A 17,511-nucleotide genomic window follows, 5' to 3' on the forward strand; every position below is an offset into this window, starting at 1 on the left:
TTATTGCTTACAGCAAAGAGCTGTGTCGTTTACAAGCAATCAGTAGATGTCGAAGTCGAAATATTTCTTCACGATTGTGGCATAGGTTCCGTCATCGCGAATTTTCTTGATTGCCGCATTGAACTGTTCTCGCAAATCATCATCGCCTTGACGGAGCGCAATTCCTGTATCGGTCTGTGTGTTAGGAATATCGCCGATAAGCTTGCAGCAATCAGCACCATCCCCCTTGATCCAGTCGGATATCGGGAACTTGTCGGAAACAACAGCGTCAAGGCGTCCGTTTTTCAGGTCCGCATTGGCTTCATCGGCTGTCGGATAAAGCTTAACATCAGCGCCAGCCTTCCCGTAGACGTCTTCCGCATAAATGCTCTGCGTCGTCGATCCCTGAGCACCAATCGATTTGCCCTTAAAGGATTCGGCATCCACGGATGTGATCGGGCTATCCTTTGGCACGGCAACAGAAAGCGGCGTGGAGTAATATTTGTCGGTGAACGCTACTTCCTTTTTGCGTTCCTCCGTGATGCTCATCGACGCAATAACTGCATCGAACTTGTTCGATTTCAAGCCGGGAATCATTCCGTCCCAGTCGTTAGCAACAATTGTGCACTTGGCATCCATGGCCTTGCACAAAGCGTTGGCGATTTCGACATCAAGCCCCTGAAGCGAACCGTCTGCCGCCACGAAATTGAAAGGTGGATACGCACCTTCCGTGGCGATGCGGATTTCCTTCCATTCCTTAGCCTGCGCCGGCAAGGCAGCGATTACAGATGCAACGCCTGCAAATAGGATGGCTTTCAACATAACTATTCCCCTTACTGCTTTGTTATCGTTGTAATTGGCAGGGAATCCCCCCTGCGAATGGCCGCGCTTCATTTGTATGCGCTTGCCATGACTGAAGCACCGGACGTCCTTCACTGCAAGCAGGTTTTGAAGGCGCCCGGAGCATAATTTGTCACATCAATAGATGTCGAAATCGAAATATTTCTTGCGGATAGTTTCGTATGTGCCGTCGTCACGGATTTCCTTGATCGCGGCGTTGAACTGTTCACGCAGGTCGTCATCCCCCTTGCGCAGAGCCACAGCGATCTTCGTTTCAGACCCCGGAATGTCGCCGAGGAACTTGCAGCAGTTCGCACCCTGCTTCTTGAGCCAATCGGCGGCAAGGAACTTATCGGCGGCGATTGCATCCAGACGACCGCTTTCGAGATCGGCATTGGCTTCGTCGGCAGTCGGGTAAAGCTTCACATCCGCACCTGCCTTGCCGTAGACGTCATCAGCGTAATTACCCTGCGTCGTACCAGCCTGTGCGCCAACCGTCTTTCCATCGAATGCCGACGGATCGAGCGAGGTCATATCCGTATCCTTCGGCACGACAACCGCAAGCGGGGTCGTGTAATAACGCTCGGTGAAGGCAACCTGCTTTTCGCGCTCGTCGGTGATGGCCATCGAAGCGATGACTGCGTCAAACTTGTTGGCCTGCAAGCCGGGGATCATACCGTCCCAATCATTAGCGACGATTGTGCACTTGGCTTCCATCGCCTCGCAAAGCGCATTTGCGATGTCGAGATCAAAACCTTCAAGCTTGCCGTCCGGAGACATATAATTGAACGGAGGATATGCGCCTTCGCTGGCGATGCGGATTTCTTTCCATTCCTTTGCCTGAACTGGCAAAGCGAGAAATACAGAGGCCAGACCGGCCAGCAAAACTGATTTCAACATGACTTTCCTACTTCTTCAAAGCACATCCCGAAAAATGTGAAGCAGTTTTCGGACAAGATGCGCGGATAGAGACACATCAAGCGGATGAACGTCCATCCGCTGGTTTGGATCGGGAAATGCGCTTAAATCCGATCCCGTTCAATTGCAACTTTGGTAGGACTGCGTTGTCGAATACCAAAAATGCAAACGAGGCCTGCTGCGCCCAAACGCAACAGGCCCCGCATTCATGTGGCAGGAATTATCAGGCAACCATGCGTGCGCAATGATCTTCCTGTGAATAGGCCTTGCCAAAGCGGTTCGCGAGGAACTTTTCAAGAGTGATGTCTTCCTGACGGATGAAGCCTTGTTGTGGAAGATCGCCCTTCGCCAGCATGTCGAGCACGGCGCAGATTGCCGAAGCCGTGGTGATCTGGATGCCCGAGCGAATGATCTTGCCAACCGGAGCGGCGTAAACCTTGTTCGCGTAGGTTTCCTGAACCAGACGACCATTCTTCGTGCCCGAAACAGTCACGAAAATTACTACAACGTCCTGAAGGGTCGTCGGCAGAGCATTTTCGAAGATGTCCTTGAGCACTTCACGACGGTGACGCAAGCCGAGATCGTTGAGGAGCGCCTTCATCAGCGCAACGTGACCCGGATAGCGGATGGTGCGGTAGTTGAGCGTGCGAACCTTACCTTCCAGCGTTTCGCAAAGCGTGCCAAGGCCACCGGAGGTGTTGAAAGCTTCGTAGGTAACGCCGTCAAGCGAGAACTCTTCGCGTTCTTCTAGGGCAGGAACTTCGGTCAGCTCGCCATTCACAATGGCTTCGCACGGCTCGATATATTCGTTGATGACGCCATCGGTGCTCCAGGTCAGGTTGTAGTTCAGAGCATTCGAAGGATACTGCGGCAGAGCGCCAACGCGCATACGAACGCTGTCGAGCTTGTCGAAACGCTTCGCCAGATCATAGGCAACGATGGAAATGAAGCCAGGAGCCAGGCCACACTGCGGAATGAAAGCGGTCTTGGCTTCCTTCGCCAGTTCCTTGACGCGGCGTGTGCTGGCAACATCTTCGGTCAGGTCGAGATAGTGGACGCCTGCCTTGGCTGCAGCTTCTGCGATGCGGGTCGTCAGATGGAATGGAGCGGCGCTGAGTACAGCAAATTTACCGCTCAGAGCAGCTTCAAGAGCCTTGGCATCTTCGATGTCGAGGGCCTGAGTCTTGACTTCCGCACCCGATTCCAGCGCATCGAGTTGCGCCTGAGAGCGATCGACAACGGTAACGGCATACTCGCCCGTGGAAGCGAGAAGATCGGCAATGGTGGCGCCGATTTTGCCTGCGCCGACAACAACGATCTCTTTCATGTAACTTTCCCCTTGGAATGCAATTCGGATATGCAAGAATCGCATAGTTCCATGCAAAAAGAAGCATACAAACCGACGATATGACGTTGTTTGTTTGAGCACATTGACGTATTTAATATGCATTATGACGACAGAAGCTGATCTTACCCTCATCGCCCTCCTCCGTGAAAACGCCCGCGCCTCGACAGCCGACCTCGCACGGCGCCTCGGCGTGTCCCGAACCACTGTCCAAAGTCGCATTGAGAAGCTTGAAAAACGTGGGGTTATCGAGGGCTACACAGTACGAATCGCACCTGAATTCGAGCGCGATCTGGTCCGCGCCCATGTGCTGGTGACCGCACTACCCAAGCTTGCGCCCAAAGTCGAAACAGCTCTGCGCGGCATGATGGCCGTCCGTTCGCTCCATTCTGTCAGCGGACATTTCGATATGATCGTCGTTGTGGAAGCGCCATCCATACAGGAACTTGATGCTGTTCTGGATCGCATAGGCGCGCTGGAAGGCGTCGAGCGCACGATGTCATCGATCATCCTTTCGACACGGATCGATCGCTAAGGCGCAAGGATTAGCAATGCAGCAAACGAGGACTCTCGCACCCATCAGGAGGTGACTGCCCCACTCACACGCTTTCGGCGAAAGATCAGCGTCGCAAGGCCTAAAAGCACTGTGCCTGCGATGAACAGAAAAGCAGCGGCAGCGATAGCCGGACTGATATTTTCTCGAATTGTCGAAAACATCTGGCGCGCCAGAGTGCGCTGATTTGGACCGGCCACAAACAGAGTCAGCACAACTTCGTCCAGCGAGGTAGCAAACGCCAGTACTGCACCAGATGCGACGCCCGGCATGGCGAGCGGAAGAGTAATTTTCCGAAATACCGTCACGGGCGATGCGCCAAGGCTTTCGGCTGCCAGTTCGACACGCCGGTCGATACCTGCCAGAGCGCCGGTAACACTCACCAGAACAAAGGGTATCGAAATCACGGTATGAGCAACAATCACACCGAGATAGGAATTCGCTATCCCGAGCCGGACGAACAACAACTGCATACCGACGCCCATGACCACGGCGGGAACAACCATGGGTAGGAGGAACAGAGTTTTAATCGGACCGGAAAGAAACAAAATCCTGCTGCGCAAGCCAAGCGCGGCCATGGTTCCCAGCACAGTTGCCAAGATCGTCGTTCCTGATCCGATAATCAGACTGTTAACGATTGCGCGCCGCCAGACGTCCGCTGTTGTAAGTTCCTCAAACCAGCGCACCGACCAGCCAGGCACCGGATAGGTCAGGAATACGCTGGATGTGAAAGCAAGTGGAAGAATCGCAAACAGAGGTGCAATCAAAAAGACCACAGCCGCTACACCGAACAGGATTTTAGCGAAGCGCCCCATAGTCACGCTCTCCCCTGCTCATCGGCGGTGAGTCGTCCGTAAACGGCATAGAGTACGAGACAGGCGACGAGCAGCACGAGCCCCAATGCGCCAGCCATACCCCAGTTGGCCGAACCGGTTGCGTAATAGGCAATGATCGAGCTTATCATCTGGTCGCTCGGCCCACCAATCAATGCTGGTGTGATGTAGTAGCCAATGGCACTCATGAACACGAGCAGCATTCCGGACAGAATCCCTCGCATACTTAACGGAAGCAGCACTCGCAGGAAGGCTCTCCACGGCGGGGCGCCGAGCGATGCAGCAGCTGGCATCAGATTGCTCGGGATCGATGCGAGCACACTATAAATTGGAAGAACCATGAACGGCAAAAGTACATGGGTCATGGCTATAACCACCCCTGCCCTGTTGAAGATCAGGGGAAAGGGCGTATCGGTGATACCAAGCCAAATCAGTGTATCGTTGATGAGGCCCTTGTCTTGCAGGAGGATGAACCAAGCCGCAGTTCGCACCAGCAATGAGGTCCATAACGGCAGCAGAACAGCCGCAAAAAGCACGTTTCTGACCCAGCCTTTAGACGATGCAAGCAATACAGCATAAGGGTAACCAATCACTGCACAGGATAGTGTCACCAGCGCAGCGATCCAGAATGTGCGCAGCATGATCGCCCGGTTGGCTGATGTACCGGGCGCCATTGAAACAATCTCTCCTGAGGCATCGCGTTCCATGTCTACGGCCGCGAGCAGGTTGCGATCAGTTGTCGGAGAAAGCGCGTTTGCAATTGCCTGCCAAAACTCCGGTCGGCTCCATCGCTTGTCGATCATTTCAAGATCCGGGGCTGGATCGCCTTTCTCGATTGCCGAAAGTGTCTTGCTCATCAGGGTCCGAAAACCCGATTGGGCGCTGTTCAAACGGCGAACCATATCGCCTACGGCCTGCTGGTCGGTCGAAGCCTTCAGATCCGTCACCAAAGCCTGTTTCATTTCTGGTGATGGACGCGATTGTCCGTCCCACAGACTTACAGCGTCAGCCGTCTGGGGAAGAACACGCAAAACTGCCGTATCGGATACGGCCTGCTTCATCATCACTCCGAGTGGCCACAGGAAAAACAAAGCAATGAAAACAAGCAAGGGCGCGATCAGAAACATCGCTCGGGCAGTTTTGCCGGACAGAACTGTCATGCTGCGATAGTCCAGCAGTCAACGGCATTGAACCCTGCCACGACATCCGTTCCGGGCGCCCATTCGCGCGCCTTTCTGTCGAGGCGCACGATAAAATCATGGGCGCTACCATCAAGCTGGATACGCAAGTGATCCCCCTGATAAACACTGTCGATGACACGTGTTTTAAGAAGATTGTCCGAACCGCCCTCGCGGCCCAGTTCAATGCGCTCAGGCCGAATGGACAGGAGAACTTTCTGTCCCGTCGCCAGCGTTCCTTTTGATGATGCGGTTAGGATTCCGCCATCCTTCAGGCGAATAAAAGTGCTGGTACCTTCCACCCGCTCGATTGTCCCTTCGGCGAGATTGGTTTCGCCTATGAACTCGGCCACAAACCGTGTCTGCGGCTCATCATAGATTGCGCGGGGCGTACCAATCTGTTCGATTTTTCCTTTGTTGAAGACAGCGATCCGATCCGACATGGTCAGTGCTTCGCTTTGGTCATGAGTGACGAAAACAATCGTCAGTCCTAACCGGCCGTGCAACGCACGAATGTCGAGTTGCATCTGCTCACGCAGCTGCTTGTCGAGCGCACCGAGCGGTTCATCCATCAAAACCACACCTGGTTCGAAAACCAGTGCGCGGGCAAGCGCCACGCGTTGTTGCTGTCCACCGGAGAGTTGGGACGGCTTGCGTTCGCGCATCGTGGAAAGCTGCACCATATCGAGCACCTTATCCACCAGCTTGCCGATATCCGCTTTCCCAATACCTCGCATCTGAAGCGGAAAAGCGACATTTTCGCCAACTGTCATATGGGGGAAAAGCGCATAGTTCTGAAAGACCACGCCCATATTGCGCTTGTATGAAGGAACCGTGTTGATTGCCTTGCCATCAACGTGAATCGCTCCACCGCTTGGATTTTCAAATCCCGCGAGCATCATCAAAAGTGTCGTCTTACCTGACCCGGAAGGACCGAGCAGACTCACGAATTCACCTCGATCAATATCGAGGTTCAAACCATCTATGACTTTGAAATCACCGTAGGATTTACTGATATTCTCGAAGCGGATGCGGCAGTCCGTCAATGAATTACTCCATCTTCCGGAAACGGGGAAACCCCGCCGATATTGCACGACGGGGCCATAACTACGGATTATTGCGCCAGCCAGGCGTTGAAGCGCTTTGTCAACTCTTCGGAATTATCGATCCAGAAATCGACATCAAGCGGAAGGGCGTCTTTCAGATTGGCTTCCGCTGTTGGAAGATCCGACGCGAATTCCGCAGGCACCTTGCTTGCAGCCTCCTTGTTCGGCAGACCGTATGCGACGTATTTCGGCAGTTTCACCTGATTTTCAGGCTGGCTGGCAAAAGCAATGAAATCCAGCCCTGCATCCTTGTTCTCGGCATCTTTCAGGATCACCCAGCTATCAACGGCATAAATACTTCCCGGCCAGACCACCTTGAAGTTCTTGCCTTCGCTCCGGTTTATACCCGTAATACGCCCGTTGTAGGCGGATGCCATCACCACTTCATCCGAGGCCAGCAATTGCAATGGTTGTGCCCCTGCTTCCCACCAGACGATGTTCGGCTTCAATTCATCGAGTTTTTTGAACGCACGGTCCACACCTTCCGGTGTCGAGAGCACGTCATAAACTTCATCCTTGCTGACCCCATCGGCGAGAAGCGCGAATTCTAACGTATACTTTGCGCCCTTACGCAAGGAACGCTTGCCTGGAAATTTCTTCACATCCCAGAAATCAGCCCAGGATTGCGGGCCATCTTTCAGCTTGTCCGCATTATAGGCGATTGCCGTCGACCACACGATTGCACCCACGCCGCAATCATTGACCGCACTGTCGAGGAATTTATCCTTGCCGCCAACCTTGTCCCAATCGATCTTCTCGTAAAGACCGTCCGCACAGCCGAGCGCCAGTTCTTCAGCCTCTACCTGTACCACGTCCCAGTTGGGTTTTCCCGCTTTCACCTTTGCCTGAACGACGCCATAACCACCATCCCAGGATTCATCTAGCAAGGGCTTGCCGGTCTTCTCGGAAAAAGGTTTGAAATAAATTTCACGCTGCGCGTCCTGATAGTTTCCGCCCCATGAAACGACGGTCAGGTCGCGGGCGGCAGCGGAGCCGGTATAAAGTGCAGTTGCGAGGAGTCCACCCATCAGGGCAAGGCGAGCAATTTTCATCGACATGTTCCCCATTTTGGTACGGCAGGTTGTTCCGACCGTTGTTGTAATGAGGTCATGCTAACTTGATCGGTAGTCGCGGGCAATATTGTAGTCGCCCAAGAATACAAAAGTCGTATCTGCTCTGTCAGGAACAACAAATCCGGGCGCTAAATGCCCGGATTTATCATTTAATCACATTCAAGCACGTTCCAATGCAATAGCGATGCCCTGCCCGACGCCGATGCACATCGTTGCGAGAGCATATTTGCCGCCGCTGAGTGATAGTTCGAGCGCCGCCGTGCCTGCAATACGCCCCCCGGACATGCCGAGCGGATGCCCGAGCGCGATAGCGCCACCATTCGGATTGACGCGTTTGTCGTCATCGGCAATTCCAAGATCGCGCAACACTGCAAGACCTTGCGATGCAAATGCTTCGTTCAGCTCGATCACATCGAATGCATCGGGCGCAATGCCCGTACGTGCAGAAAGCTTCCTTGTCGCCGGAGCTGGGCCTATACCCATAATGCGCGGAGGAACACCTGCCGCGGCACCGCCTATAATGCGGGCAATCGGTGTAAGGTTGTATTTCTTGATAGCTGCTTCAGATGCGATGATAAGCGCAGCAGCTCCATCATTGACGCCGGAGGCATTACCCGCCGTCACGGTGCCCCCCTCACGGAAGGGCGTACCCAGCTTTGCGAGTGCTTCCAGGCTGGTCGCACGTGGATGTTCATCCTGGTCGACAACAACCGGATCACCCTTGCGTTGTGGGATCGTAACCGGAACGATTTCCTTCGCAAGGCGTCCATTGCCCTGCGCGGCAGCCGCCTTTTCCTGGCTGCGAAGCGCAAAGACATCCTGATCCTGTCGCGAGATATTGAAATCCTCGGCAACGTTCTCACCCGTTTCAGGCATCGAATCGACGCCATACTGCTTTTTCATCAGGGGATTGATGAACCGCCAGCCGATCGTCGTATCGAAGATTTCCGCCTTGCGTGAAAATGCGCTGTCAGCCTTCGGCATCACGAAGGGAGCACGGCTCATGCTTTCCACACCACCAGCGATGAGCAGCTCTGCCTCACCAGACTTGACAGCTCGTGCAGCCGTTATGACTGCATCCATCCCCGAGCCGCAGAGACGGTTGATCGTCGTTCCGGACACGCCCACCGGCAATCCGGCCAGAAGCAGCGACATGCGCGCAACGTTGCGGTTGTCTTCGCCCGCCTGATTGGCTGAGCCAAAGATAACGTCATCGACAGCTTCCCAATCGACGGAACCGTTACGCTCCATAAGTGTTTTCAATGGAATAGCGCCAAGATCGTCAGCTCGAACTGAAGAAAGCGTGCCGCCATAACGACCGATGGGTGTGCGGATATAATCGCAAATGTAGGCTTCACTCATGGCATGGCCTCACAACTCAGGGACAACAAGATCGGCAACAGGGCCATCGATGTGAAGCTTCGCGCCCGTCATGCCCTGAAGGTCTTCCAGGGTCATAGCGGCCAGCTTTTCACGCAGCACAAAACGCCCCTTGTCGATGTCGATCACCGCATGACTGGTATAGATGCGGGTGATACATGCGACGCCGGTTAGCGGAAAAGTGCACTTTTCGACCAGCTTTGGCTCGCCTTTCTTGGTCACATGCTCTGTAATGACAACGACCTGTTTCGCGCCATGCACGAGGTCCATCGCACCACCAACCGCTGGCACACCTTTGGCCCCTACCCGCCAATTCGCGAGATCGCCATTCTGGGCAACCTGATAGGCACCCAGGATTGCAACATCTAGATGGCCGCCACGCACCATTGCGAAGCTATCGGCATGATGGAAAAATGCCGCGCCAGGCTTCAGCGTGACGGCCTTCTTGCCAGCATTGATCAGGTCCCAGTCTTCTTCACCTTCGGGCGGCGCTTCACCGAAATCCAAAATACCGTTTTCCGTATGAAAAATAGCTTCCCTTCCTTCCGGCTGATAACGGGCGACCATTTCCGGGAAACCGATTCCGAGATTTACATAGGCACCATCCTGAATATCCTGCGCGGCGCGCCATGCAATCTGGGCATTGGACAATTTAATGTCCTCGTGAGTATCGATCGTCATGCGTAGGTCACTCCCGCGCGAATGAGTTCTTCTTCCTGATGCGGATTTGCAACTTCGACGACACCGTCGACAAAAATGCCCGGTGTGATGACATTTTCTGGCTCAATGCTACCAAGCGGAACGATTTCAGATACTTGCACAATCGTTTTGGCTGCGGCCATACACATGAGCGGATTGAAATTGCGAGCGGCCATGCGGTAGGTCAGATTGCCATGAATATCGCCAAGATGTGCTTTGATGAGCGCAAAATCGGCCTTCAGCCAACGTTCCTGCACATAAGGTTTTCCATCAAATTCGACTGTGATCTTACCTTCGGCAAGCTCCGTGCCATAGGCCGTTGGTGTATAGAAGGCAGGAATACCGGCACCACCCGCGCGGATGCGTTCAGCAAGCGTTCCCTGTGGCACTAGTTCAAGATCGATTTCACCGGCAATATACTTGTCCGTGAAAGCGCGCGGATCAGAAGACCGTGGAAACGAACAGATCATCTTCCGAACCATCCCGGCATCGATCATGGCCGCGATACCGATGCGCCCATTGCCTGCATTGTTATTGATCACAGTCAAATTCTTCGGCCCTTTGTCAATCAGGGCATGGATCAATTCTATTGGCGCACCTGAGCCACCAAATCCCCCGATCATGACGGTTGCCCCATCATCTATTCCGGCAACAGCCTCAGCCAGACTTCCGATTGTCTTGTCCATTTCACCTCCATACCGGAAAGCTCGACATTCCTGACTAAGCGCTTCCAGCTTCAATTAGGCTGGAGTTAGCCACCGCGTCGGCAAAGGGTCAAACAGTTTGTGCGTTATTTGACATTTGTTCATATATCGCACAAATTAACAACGCAGACTAAGGGGATCTCATGCGCGAAACGGATTTCATTGGAGGCTTTGCCAAAGGACTGAAAGTCATCGAAGCGTTTGGTGAGGACCAGCCACGTCTTTCAATAGCGGACGTTTCGAAAATTACCGGCCTTGATCGCGCAACCGCGCGACGATGTCTGTTGACCCTCGCCGAACTCGGCTATGCTGAATATGATGGCAAGTTTTTCATGCTTCTGCCCAGGATTCTACGGCTTGGACATGCATATCTTTCTTCGACACCATTGCCGACAATCATACAGCCGCATCTGGATCGGCTCTCCGATACAGTCGGCGAGAGTGCATCGGCATCCGTTCTGGATGGAACGGAAATCGTTTATATCGCGCGCGCCTCACAAATGCGCGTAATGTCCATCAACCTCATGGCCGGAAGCAGGCTACCAGCCTACTGCGCTTCAATGGGGCGGGTACTTCTGGCGTGGCTTCCTGAACCGCAGGCGCAGGCGCTTCTCGAACGCACTGAACTGAAAGCATTGACGCCATTTACGAAAGTGGAGATTGGCCCACTCATGGCAGAACTCTCAATTATTCGTGGTCAAGGTTATGCAATCAACGATCAAGAACTGGAACTTGGACTGCGCTCCATCGCAGTCCCTGTCTTCAATCATCGAGGTTCAGTGGTCGCAGCACTCAACATCGGGGCACCCGTGGCCCATATCGAAACAAGTGAACTGGTGGAACGCTTCCTGCCCGCGATGCTTCAGATCCAGTCGGATTTGCGTAGCTTGCTAAGATAACCGTGGAGGATGAAAAATCCAATTTATTCTATGATGAGGAATCCAGAGCGGCCAAACGCTCACGTTCCCTCAAGCGGAATGTACGCGGTGTTTCGCCTGTCATCTTCAGGAAGAAGCGTGAAAAATATGCGGGATCTGAAAAACCAAGGCTATAGGCAATATGCTGCACCGACGACGGCATGGCAATCAAATCACGCCTAGCCGTCTCAATGAGCCTCTTTGCAACCATGTCTTGCGTCGTTGTTCCTGTCAGCTTTTTGACAGTCCGGTTAAGATGCGTCGATGAAACACCCAGTGATTTCGCATAGAACGAAACAGGTTTGTGTTCTCGATAATAGCGGTCGATCAATTCCTGCAAACGCTCGATGCGAGCATGCCCATATATCTGGCGATCTTCCTGCTTTGAGAGATTTGAAGAATATGCATGTCGCATAATGTAAACGAATACGGCTTGAACAAGAGATTCCAGCAAACTGTTTTTATATGGTTTTCTCGCGTGAAACTCATCTTGAACTTGCCGCAGAAGAGAGGAAAGTAAGATCAACTCTCCATCGCTCAAGCCTGCCATCGATATCAGTTGCGGCTGCATCAGCCACTCCGCCATCATACCCCCGGCGCCGCTTCCGGCAAACGGTATATGAGGGATCAAAATCGTCACGATATGCCCAACTATATCTCTGGAAAATGCAAACCCATGATTGAAACCGGGCGGCACCAGAATAGCGCATGGCGTCTGGAAGGAGCGGACGATGCCATCGAAATTTGCGTGTCCCTCACCGCCTTCAATGTACAAGAGTTGAAAAAAACTTTCGTGACGATGCAGGGTGATCTCGAAGTTGTGCAAGCTTGATCGAGAGAAAAGCGTTTCGCAATGCAGCCAGAAATCTGGCTTCTGCTCGGTTTCTTCTCCATAAAGCTCGTATGTTGGAACAGAATTATCCGACACGCGCCCTCCAATAATGTTCGATTTGTACAATAAATTGCCGGAATTATCCATTGCCAGATTGAAGGTTCGCTAAAGAATAAAGGCGGACTTGCATTGGGAGGAACATATGCGCACTCAGGTCGCAATCATTGGATCTGGCCCGTCCGGCCTGCTCCTCGGCCAACTTCTGACAAAAGCCGGAATAGACAATGTCGTACTGGATCGCGTCAGCGAGGATTACATTCTGGGTCGTGTTCGTGCGGGCGTACTAGAAGATGGCACTGTGCATCTAATGGATGAAGCCGGAGCATCAGCGCGCCTTCACGTCGAAGGACTACCTCACGACGGATTCTCGCTCGCCTTTGGCGGACGGGACCACCGCGTCGACTTGCATAAATTGACCGGTAAGCGCGTTACGGTTTATGGCCAGACCGAAATGACGCATGATCTCATGGATGAACGGCGAAAGTCGAATACGACTAGCATTTACGAAGCCGCCAACGTAACGCCTCATGATTTCGATACGATATCGCCATATGTCACTTATGAGAAAGAGGGCAGACCCCATCGAATAGATTGCGATTTCATCGCCGGGTGCGACGGATATCACGGCATAAGTCGCAAATCCGTACCGGACAAGGCAATCGAAACCTTCGAAAAGATTTACCCATTTGGCTGGCTGGGGATACTGGCAGATATTCCACCAGTCGCTCATGAACTGATTTATGCGAACCACGAACGCGGCTTTGCACTATGTTCCATGCGCTCGTTGACACGCAGCCGCTACTATATTCAATGTTCGCTTGACGAAAAAATCGACGACTGGAGTGACCAGCGCTTTTATGATGAATTGCGCCGACGTCTTCCGGAGCATCATGCCGAGGCTCTGGCAACCGGCCCCTCTTTCGAGAAATCCATCGCGCCTCTGCGCTCTTTCGTGGCTGAACCGATGCGCTTCGGACGGCTATTCCTTGTCGGTGATGCCGCCCATATTGTTCCTCCCACTGGAGCAAAAGGATTAAACCTTGCTGCCAGCGATGTGCACTATCTCTATGAAGGACTGAGAGAGTTTTATTTGGATAGTTCGGAAGCGGGCATCGGCGTTTATTCTGCCAAGGCGCTCGCGCGTATCTGGAAAGCCGAGCGCTTTTCATGGTCCATGACCAAGATGCTGCACCGGTTTCCAGATATGGTTCTATTCGATCAGAAAGTACAAGAAGCAGAGCTCGATTATTTTTGCACGTCGGAAGCTGCTTCGACGGCACTTGCTGAAAACTATGTAGGACTACCGTTTTAAGGATGAACACTACAATTCAGATAAAGCTAATACTATCAAAATCCATCTATTATTGCTTAAGAGTAACATAAAAAACTGATGTTTTATTTTGGCATTGATATAGAATTCTGATTATCGTCACCCCCGGCGAGAAGTTCCGGCCAGAACTTCTCGCTTCTAGCGCGGTCAGCTACTTTTTGAGGTAGCTGACCGTGTTGATTTCTACGACTTAAAACCGGCAGCCTCACGCAATGTCTGGATTAGAATTTGCATCGCCGCTGTCTGCACCATGTCTGTACGCATGGTTAGCCCTACCGGCCCAGTTGTCTCGCTTGTATCAATTGGGAGCGCAACAAGCTTGCCTTCAGACACGTCTCTTGCCGCAACACCCTCCGAAATAATCCATACAGCATCACTGTCACGGACGAATGTACGTCCGAAAGCATCAGACACCGTCTCAATCTGAACAGGCAAGGCACCGATGCCGTTTGTAATCAGCAATCGATCCACAAACGGGCGAATGATCGAATTGCGTGTCGGCATCAAAACCGGATAGTTGGCCAGGTTTTCAAAAACGGCACGTCCATCAGTCAGGGGATGCCCGGACCGCACAAGAAACCGAACCTGCTCAGAATAAAGGTGTTCGAATGAAAACCCTGTCATCTTTTCAGGCGCAGCGAGGCGCCCAACGACCAGATCTAGATCGCCCACCCGCAGCTGCTCCAAAAGAACCGCATTTTCACCCGTCACGATTTTAACCCGACTGGATGTTCTCTCAGCAAGAAACAAGCTCATTGCTTTCGGCATGATGCGGGTCGACACCGTCGGCAATGCACCGATACGGATGGGTGGTCCTGATCCATCCAATTCTTGGGAGACGGAATCCAGTCCTTGCCGCAAGGCCGTCAGCGCCGTCCCCGCATGGCGCAAGAATACTTCGCCGAACCGCGTTATCCTTATGCCGCGACCATCACGTTCTATCACAGGAACGCCAAGAATCTCCTCCAGCTCACGCATTGTCTTTGTAACGGCAGGCTGGCTGATGCTCAGGATTTCGGAGGCCTTGACCACACTTTTCTGTCGCGCAACCTCAACAAACGTATGAAGATGACGAAACTTGACCCTGTTCCCAATCACTTAACTATAACCCTGCAGTTATGATTTTTGGCAATAATATCATTTTACTTAACCAGTTTAAAGCGTGACAGTACTGCATAAGAGGAGAAAGCCGTGCAGTTTGCGTACATAAACGACATCGTTGTTCATTATGATTTTCAACGGGTAGCAGACGAAAAGCCCGTTCTGGTTTTCATAAATTCACTCGGAACTGATTTCCGCATCTGGGATGAAGTTCGCACACGCCTGCACAACGACATATCGACACTCGTTTATGACAAGCGCGGTCACGGCCTTTCAGATATCGGAAACACTCCCTGCACTATTGAACTGCTCGCTGCCGATCTCGTTGGGCTACTCGACAGGTTATCGATAAAGCGGACAATCATTTGCGGCCTTTCTGTCGGCGGACTGATTGCACAGGGTGTTTATGCAGCGCGACCAGATCTGGTGACAGGGCTCGTCCTGTCAAATACCGCGCATAAAATCGGCACTGCAGAGATGTGGGATGCTCGTATAGCAGCTATTCAGCAGGACGGTCTGGCAAGCATCCTTGATGCAACGATGCCGCGCTGGTTCACGCCGGTCTATCGGCGCTCTGATAATCCCGCTTATCGGGCCTATTGCAATATGTTCATTCGACAACCGCTCGACGGCTATGCGGCCACCTGCGCTGCGCTGCGTGATGTGGATTTAACCGAAGTAGCCAAGAGTATTTCAGTGCCGACACTCTGTCTGGTCGGCGATCAGGACGGCTCCACGCCGCCTACTCTGGTGCGTGAACTGGCAAGCCTTATTCCTGAAGCCGACTTCGCAGATATCGCTGCCAGCGGCCATATTCCCTGCGTTGAACAGCCCGATGCTTATGTCTCGCTGTTGCGTAACTTTATTTCAAACAGATTCTAGCATGGAGAACAACCATGGCTGATAATGCCGTGCTGTCAGAACGTTACAAGATCGGCATGGATGTGCGCCGTTCGGTTTTGGGCGATACGCATGTGGATCGCGCTTCGAACAGTGCAACCGACCTTGATGCCCCATTTCAGGAGCTTATAACGGAAGCCGCATGGGGAACGGTCTGGTCGCGGCCTGGCTGGACCAAAAGGGAACGTTCCATTGTGACGATAGCGCTCCTTGCGGCATTAGGGCAAGACGACGAAGTCGCCATGCATATACGTGCCACAAAAAATACAGGCGCCACAAAGGAGGACATCTGCGAAGCATTGATGCATGTCGCAATCTATGCGGGGGTTCCAGCATCGAACCACGCATTCAAGATCGCCAAGCAGACCTATGCGCAGATGGAAGCGGAGGAAGCTGAAAAATGAAGAACAGTCTGCCGGAGACGACTCCATTCTTTGCTCGCGATCTGTCCATGCATCCACCGGCTTATACCCCGTGGTACAAAACCTCTGTACTCCGCTCACCTACCCGTGCTCTGCTTTCGCTAGAAGGCACCAAAAGTGAAATTACCGGCCCGGTATTCGGGCACAGTATGCTGCATGAACTGGATAACGACCTTATCCTCAACTATGCGCGCCCTGGCGAAATGCCGATAGGTCCACGCATCCTTGTTCACGGCCGTGTTCTGGACGAAAGTAACCGTCCTGTTCCTGGCGCCTTGCTGGAGTTCTGGCAGGCCAATGCGGGTGGGCGCTATCGCCATAAGAAAGAAACCTATCTCGCAGCCATCGACCCCAACTTCGGTGGCGTCGGTCGCACGATTACCGACGAGAACGGCTATTACTGGTTCAAGACCATCAAGCCCGGCCCATATCCCTGGCCGAATGGCGTGAACGACTGGCGTCCTGCTCACATTCATTTCTCGGTGTTCGGCCGTGGTTTTGCGCAGCGCCTCATCACACAGATGTATTTCGAAGGTGATCCGCTGATCTGGATTTGCCCGATCGTCAAAACCATTCCGGATAAATCCGCTATCGAACGGCTGGTAGCACCTCTGGACATGAACGCTAATCTGCCGATGGATATGCTCGCTTACAAATTCGACATCGTGTTGCGTGGACGCCGTTCGACCTTCTTTGAAAATCGCCCGGAGGGCAACTAATATGGTTCAACCTCTCGGCTATCTGAAAGAAACCGCCTCCCAGACAGCTGGGCCTTACGTCCATATCGGACTGACCCCCAACTTTGTCGGCATCAACGGTGTATTTGAGCAAGATCTCGGCTCCGGTCCTCTCTATGGTGAGAAGACCGCTGGCGAGCGCATCACTATCAAGGGCCATGTGATTGATGGCATGGGCGCGCCACTCCGCGATGCGCTTGTCGAAATATGGCAAGCGGATGCGAAAGGCCTTTATAACAGCCCTTCCGAAACTACAGGGAAGGCCGACGCTGGTTTTCGTGGTTGGGGCCGTTGCCCGAGCCATATGGATACAGGCGAATTTACTTTCGAGACGATCAAGCCTGGCCGCGTCTCTTTCAAAGATGGCCGCCTCATGGCGCCACACGTCACCTTGTGGATTGTAGCCCGCGGCATTAATCTCGGCTTGCAAACGCGGATGTATTTTTCCGATGAAACCGATGCCAATGCAGAGGACCCTGTTCTTGCACGCATCGAACATCGCAGTCGCGTGCAAACCCTGATCGGTCAGCGTGAGGATAGCGTCTATCATTTCGATATTCACTTGCAGGGCGATAAAGAAACCGTCTTTTTCGATATTTAACGC

19 protein-coding genes are annotated in these 17,511 nt (G+C 52.9%); 7 read left to right on the plus strand and 12 right to left on the minus strand.

The features are described 5' to 3' along the window. Window positions 1-39: 39 nt before the first annotated feature. The 3 genes from MKS82_RS20310 to MKS82_RS20320 form a co-directional block, all read right to left on the minus strand. Window positions 40-801, minus strand: coding sequence for an ABC transporter substrate-binding protein (locus tag MKS82_RS20310; RefSeq protein WP_109986552.1), 762 nt, complete (start codon window positions 799-801; stop codon window positions 40-42). 156 nt (window positions 802-957) lie between these two features. After that, window positions 958-1,719: an ABC transporter substrate-binding protein gene (locus MKS82_RS20315; RefSeq protein WP_109986551.1), complete on the minus strand. Its 762-nt coding sequence runs from the start codon at window positions 1,717-1,719 to the stop codon at window positions 958-960. Window positions 1,720-1,960: 241 nt separating this feature from the next. After that, window positions 1,961-3,064, minus strand: coding sequence for a saccharopine dehydrogenase family protein (locus MKS82_RS20320; RefSeq protein WP_109986550.1), 1,104 nt, complete (start codon window positions 3,062-3,064; stop codon window positions 1,961-1,963). A 124-nt stretch (window positions 3,065-3,188) separates the two neighbouring features. Between MKS82_RS20320 and MKS82_RS20325 the strand changes: the two genes are divergently transcribed. Then, on the plus strand, window positions 3,189-3,617 hold the full coding sequence (locus MKS82_RS20325) for an Lrp/AsnC family transcriptional regulator (RefSeq protein WP_061347140.1): 429 nt from the start codon (window positions 3,189-3,191) through the stop codon (window positions 3,615-3,617). A 44-nt stretch (window positions 3,618-3,661) separates the two neighbouring features. On the opposite strand, the gene MKS82_RS20330 is transcribed toward MKS82_RS20325, so the two are convergent. The 7 genes from MKS82_RS20330 to MKS82_RS20360 form a co-directional block, all read right to left on the minus strand. Further along, entirely contained in the window at window positions 3,662-4,450 is a 789-nt protein-coding gene (locus MKS82_RS20330; protein WP_109986548.1) for an ABC transporter permease, read from the minus strand. A gap of 2 nt (window positions 4,451-4,452) precedes the next feature. Continuing rightward, complete coding sequence (locus tag MKS82_RS20335; RefSeq protein WP_109986547.1) at window positions 4,453-5,628, minus strand: ABC transporter permease; 1,176 nt, start codon at window positions 5,626-5,628, stop codon at window positions 4,453-4,455. Continuing rightward, on the minus strand, window positions 5,625-6,692 hold the full coding sequence (locus MKS82_RS20340) for an ABC transporter ATP-binding protein (RefSeq protein ID WP_109986546.1): 1,068 nt from the start codon (window positions 6,690-6,692) through the stop codon (window positions 5,625-5,627). Before MKS82_RS20340 ends, MKS82_RS20335 begins: the two co-directional genes overlap by 4 nt. Window positions 6,693-6,760: 68 nt before the next feature. Further along, window positions 6,761-7,804 carry an ABC transporter substrate-binding protein gene (locus MKS82_RS20345; RefSeq protein WP_109986545.1) on the minus strand — a complete coding sequence of 348 codons (1,044 nt, stop codon included), beginning with the start codon at window positions 7,802-7,804 and terminating at the stop codon, window positions 6,761-6,763. A 180-nt stretch (window positions 7,805-7,984) separates the two neighbouring features. Further along, on the minus strand, window positions 7,985-9,187 hold the full coding sequence (gene pcaF, locus MKS82_RS20350; RefSeq protein ID WP_109986544.1) for a 3-oxoadipyl-CoA thiolase: 1,203 nt from the start codon (window positions 9,185-9,187) through the stop codon (window positions 7,985-7,987). 9 nt (window positions 9,188-9,196) lie between these two features. Beyond that, entirely contained in the window at window positions 9,197-9,886 is a 690-nt protein-coding gene (locus MKS82_RS20355; RefSeq protein WP_109986543.1) for a CoA transferase subunit B, read from the minus strand. Continuing rightward, a complete protein-coding gene (locus MKS82_RS20360; RefSeq protein WP_109986542.1) occupies window positions 9,883-10,590 on the minus strand; it encodes a 3-oxoacid CoA-transferase subunit A in 708 nt (235 codons plus the stop codon). The genes MKS82_RS20355 and MKS82_RS20360 overlap by 4 nt, the downstream gene beginning before the upstream one ends. 161 nt (window positions 10,591-10,751) lie before the next feature. Between MKS82_RS20360 and MKS82_RS20365 the strand changes: the two genes are divergently transcribed. Then, window positions 10,752-11,507, plus strand: a complete 756-nt coding sequence (locus MKS82_RS20365) for an IclR family transcriptional regulator (protein ID WP_109986541.1) — start codon at window positions 10,752-10,754, stop codon at window positions 11,505-11,507. Between the two features lie 28 nt (window positions 11,508-11,535). Here MKS82_RS20365 and MKS82_RS20370 read toward each other — a convergent pair whose 3' ends face one another. Next, window positions 11,536-12,453, minus strand: a complete 918-nt coding sequence (locus tag MKS82_RS20370) for a helix-turn-helix domain-containing protein (RefSeq protein WP_240579203.1) — start codon at window positions 12,451-12,453, stop codon at window positions 11,536-11,538. A gap of 106 nt (window positions 12,454-12,559) precedes the next feature. On the opposite strand from MKS82_RS20370, the gene pobA reads away from it, so the two are divergent. Next, window positions 12,560-13,729, plus strand: a complete 1,170-nt coding sequence (gene pobA / locus MKS82_RS20375; RefSeq protein ID WP_109986539.1) for a 4-hydroxybenzoate 3-monooxygenase — start codon at window positions 12,560-12,562, stop codon at window positions 13,727-13,729. Between the two features lie 201 nt (window positions 13,730-13,930). On the opposite strand, the gene pcaQ is transcribed toward pobA, so the two are convergent. Next, window positions 13,931-14,845: a pca operon transcription factor PcaQ gene (pcaQ, locus tag MKS82_RS20380; RefSeq protein ID WP_109986538.1), complete on the minus strand. Its 915-nt coding sequence runs from the start codon at window positions 14,843-14,845 to the stop codon at window positions 13,931-13,933. A 93-nt stretch (window positions 14,846-14,938) separates the two neighbouring features. Between pcaQ and pcaD the strand changes: the two genes are divergently transcribed. Genes pcaD through pcaG form a run of 4 tightly spaced genes read left to right on the plus strand, consistent with a single transcriptional unit; the run spans window position 14,939 to window position 17,508 of the window. Then, the gene (gene pcaD, locus MKS82_RS20385) at window positions 14,939-15,730 is read left to right on the plus strand and encodes a 3-oxoadipate enol-lactonase (protein WP_109986537.1); all 792 of its coding nucleotides are present in this window, start codon (window positions 14,939-14,941) and stop codon (window positions 15,728-15,730) included. A 14-nt stretch (window positions 15,731-15,744) separates the two neighbouring features. Then, window positions 15,745-16,152, plus strand: a complete 408-nt coding sequence (pcaC, locus tag MKS82_RS20390) for a 4-carboxymuconolactone decarboxylase (protein ID WP_109986536.1) — start codon at window positions 15,745-15,747, stop codon at window positions 16,150-16,152. Next, window positions 16,149-16,889 (plus strand): protocatechuate 3,4-dioxygenase subunit beta, encoded by a 741-nt coding sequence (gene pcaH / locus MKS82_RS20395; RefSeq protein WP_109986535.1) that lies wholly within the window; start codon window positions 16,149-16,151, stop codon window positions 16,887-16,889. The genes pcaC and pcaH overlap by 4 nt, the downstream gene beginning before the upstream one ends. Before the next feature lies 1 nt (window position 16,890). Beyond that, on the plus strand, window positions 16,891-17,508 hold the full coding sequence (pcaG, locus tag MKS82_RS20400; RefSeq protein WP_109986534.1) for a protocatechuate 3,4-dioxygenase subunit alpha: 618 nt from the start codon (window positions 16,891-16,893) through the stop codon (window positions 17,506-17,508). The last annotated feature ends 3 nt before the right edge of the window (window positions 17,509-17,511 follow it).

Source organism: Ochrobactrum sp. A-1, assembly GCF_022488005.1.
GTDB lineage: Bacteria > Pseudomonadota > Alphaproteobacteria > Rhizobiales > Rhizobiaceae > Brucella.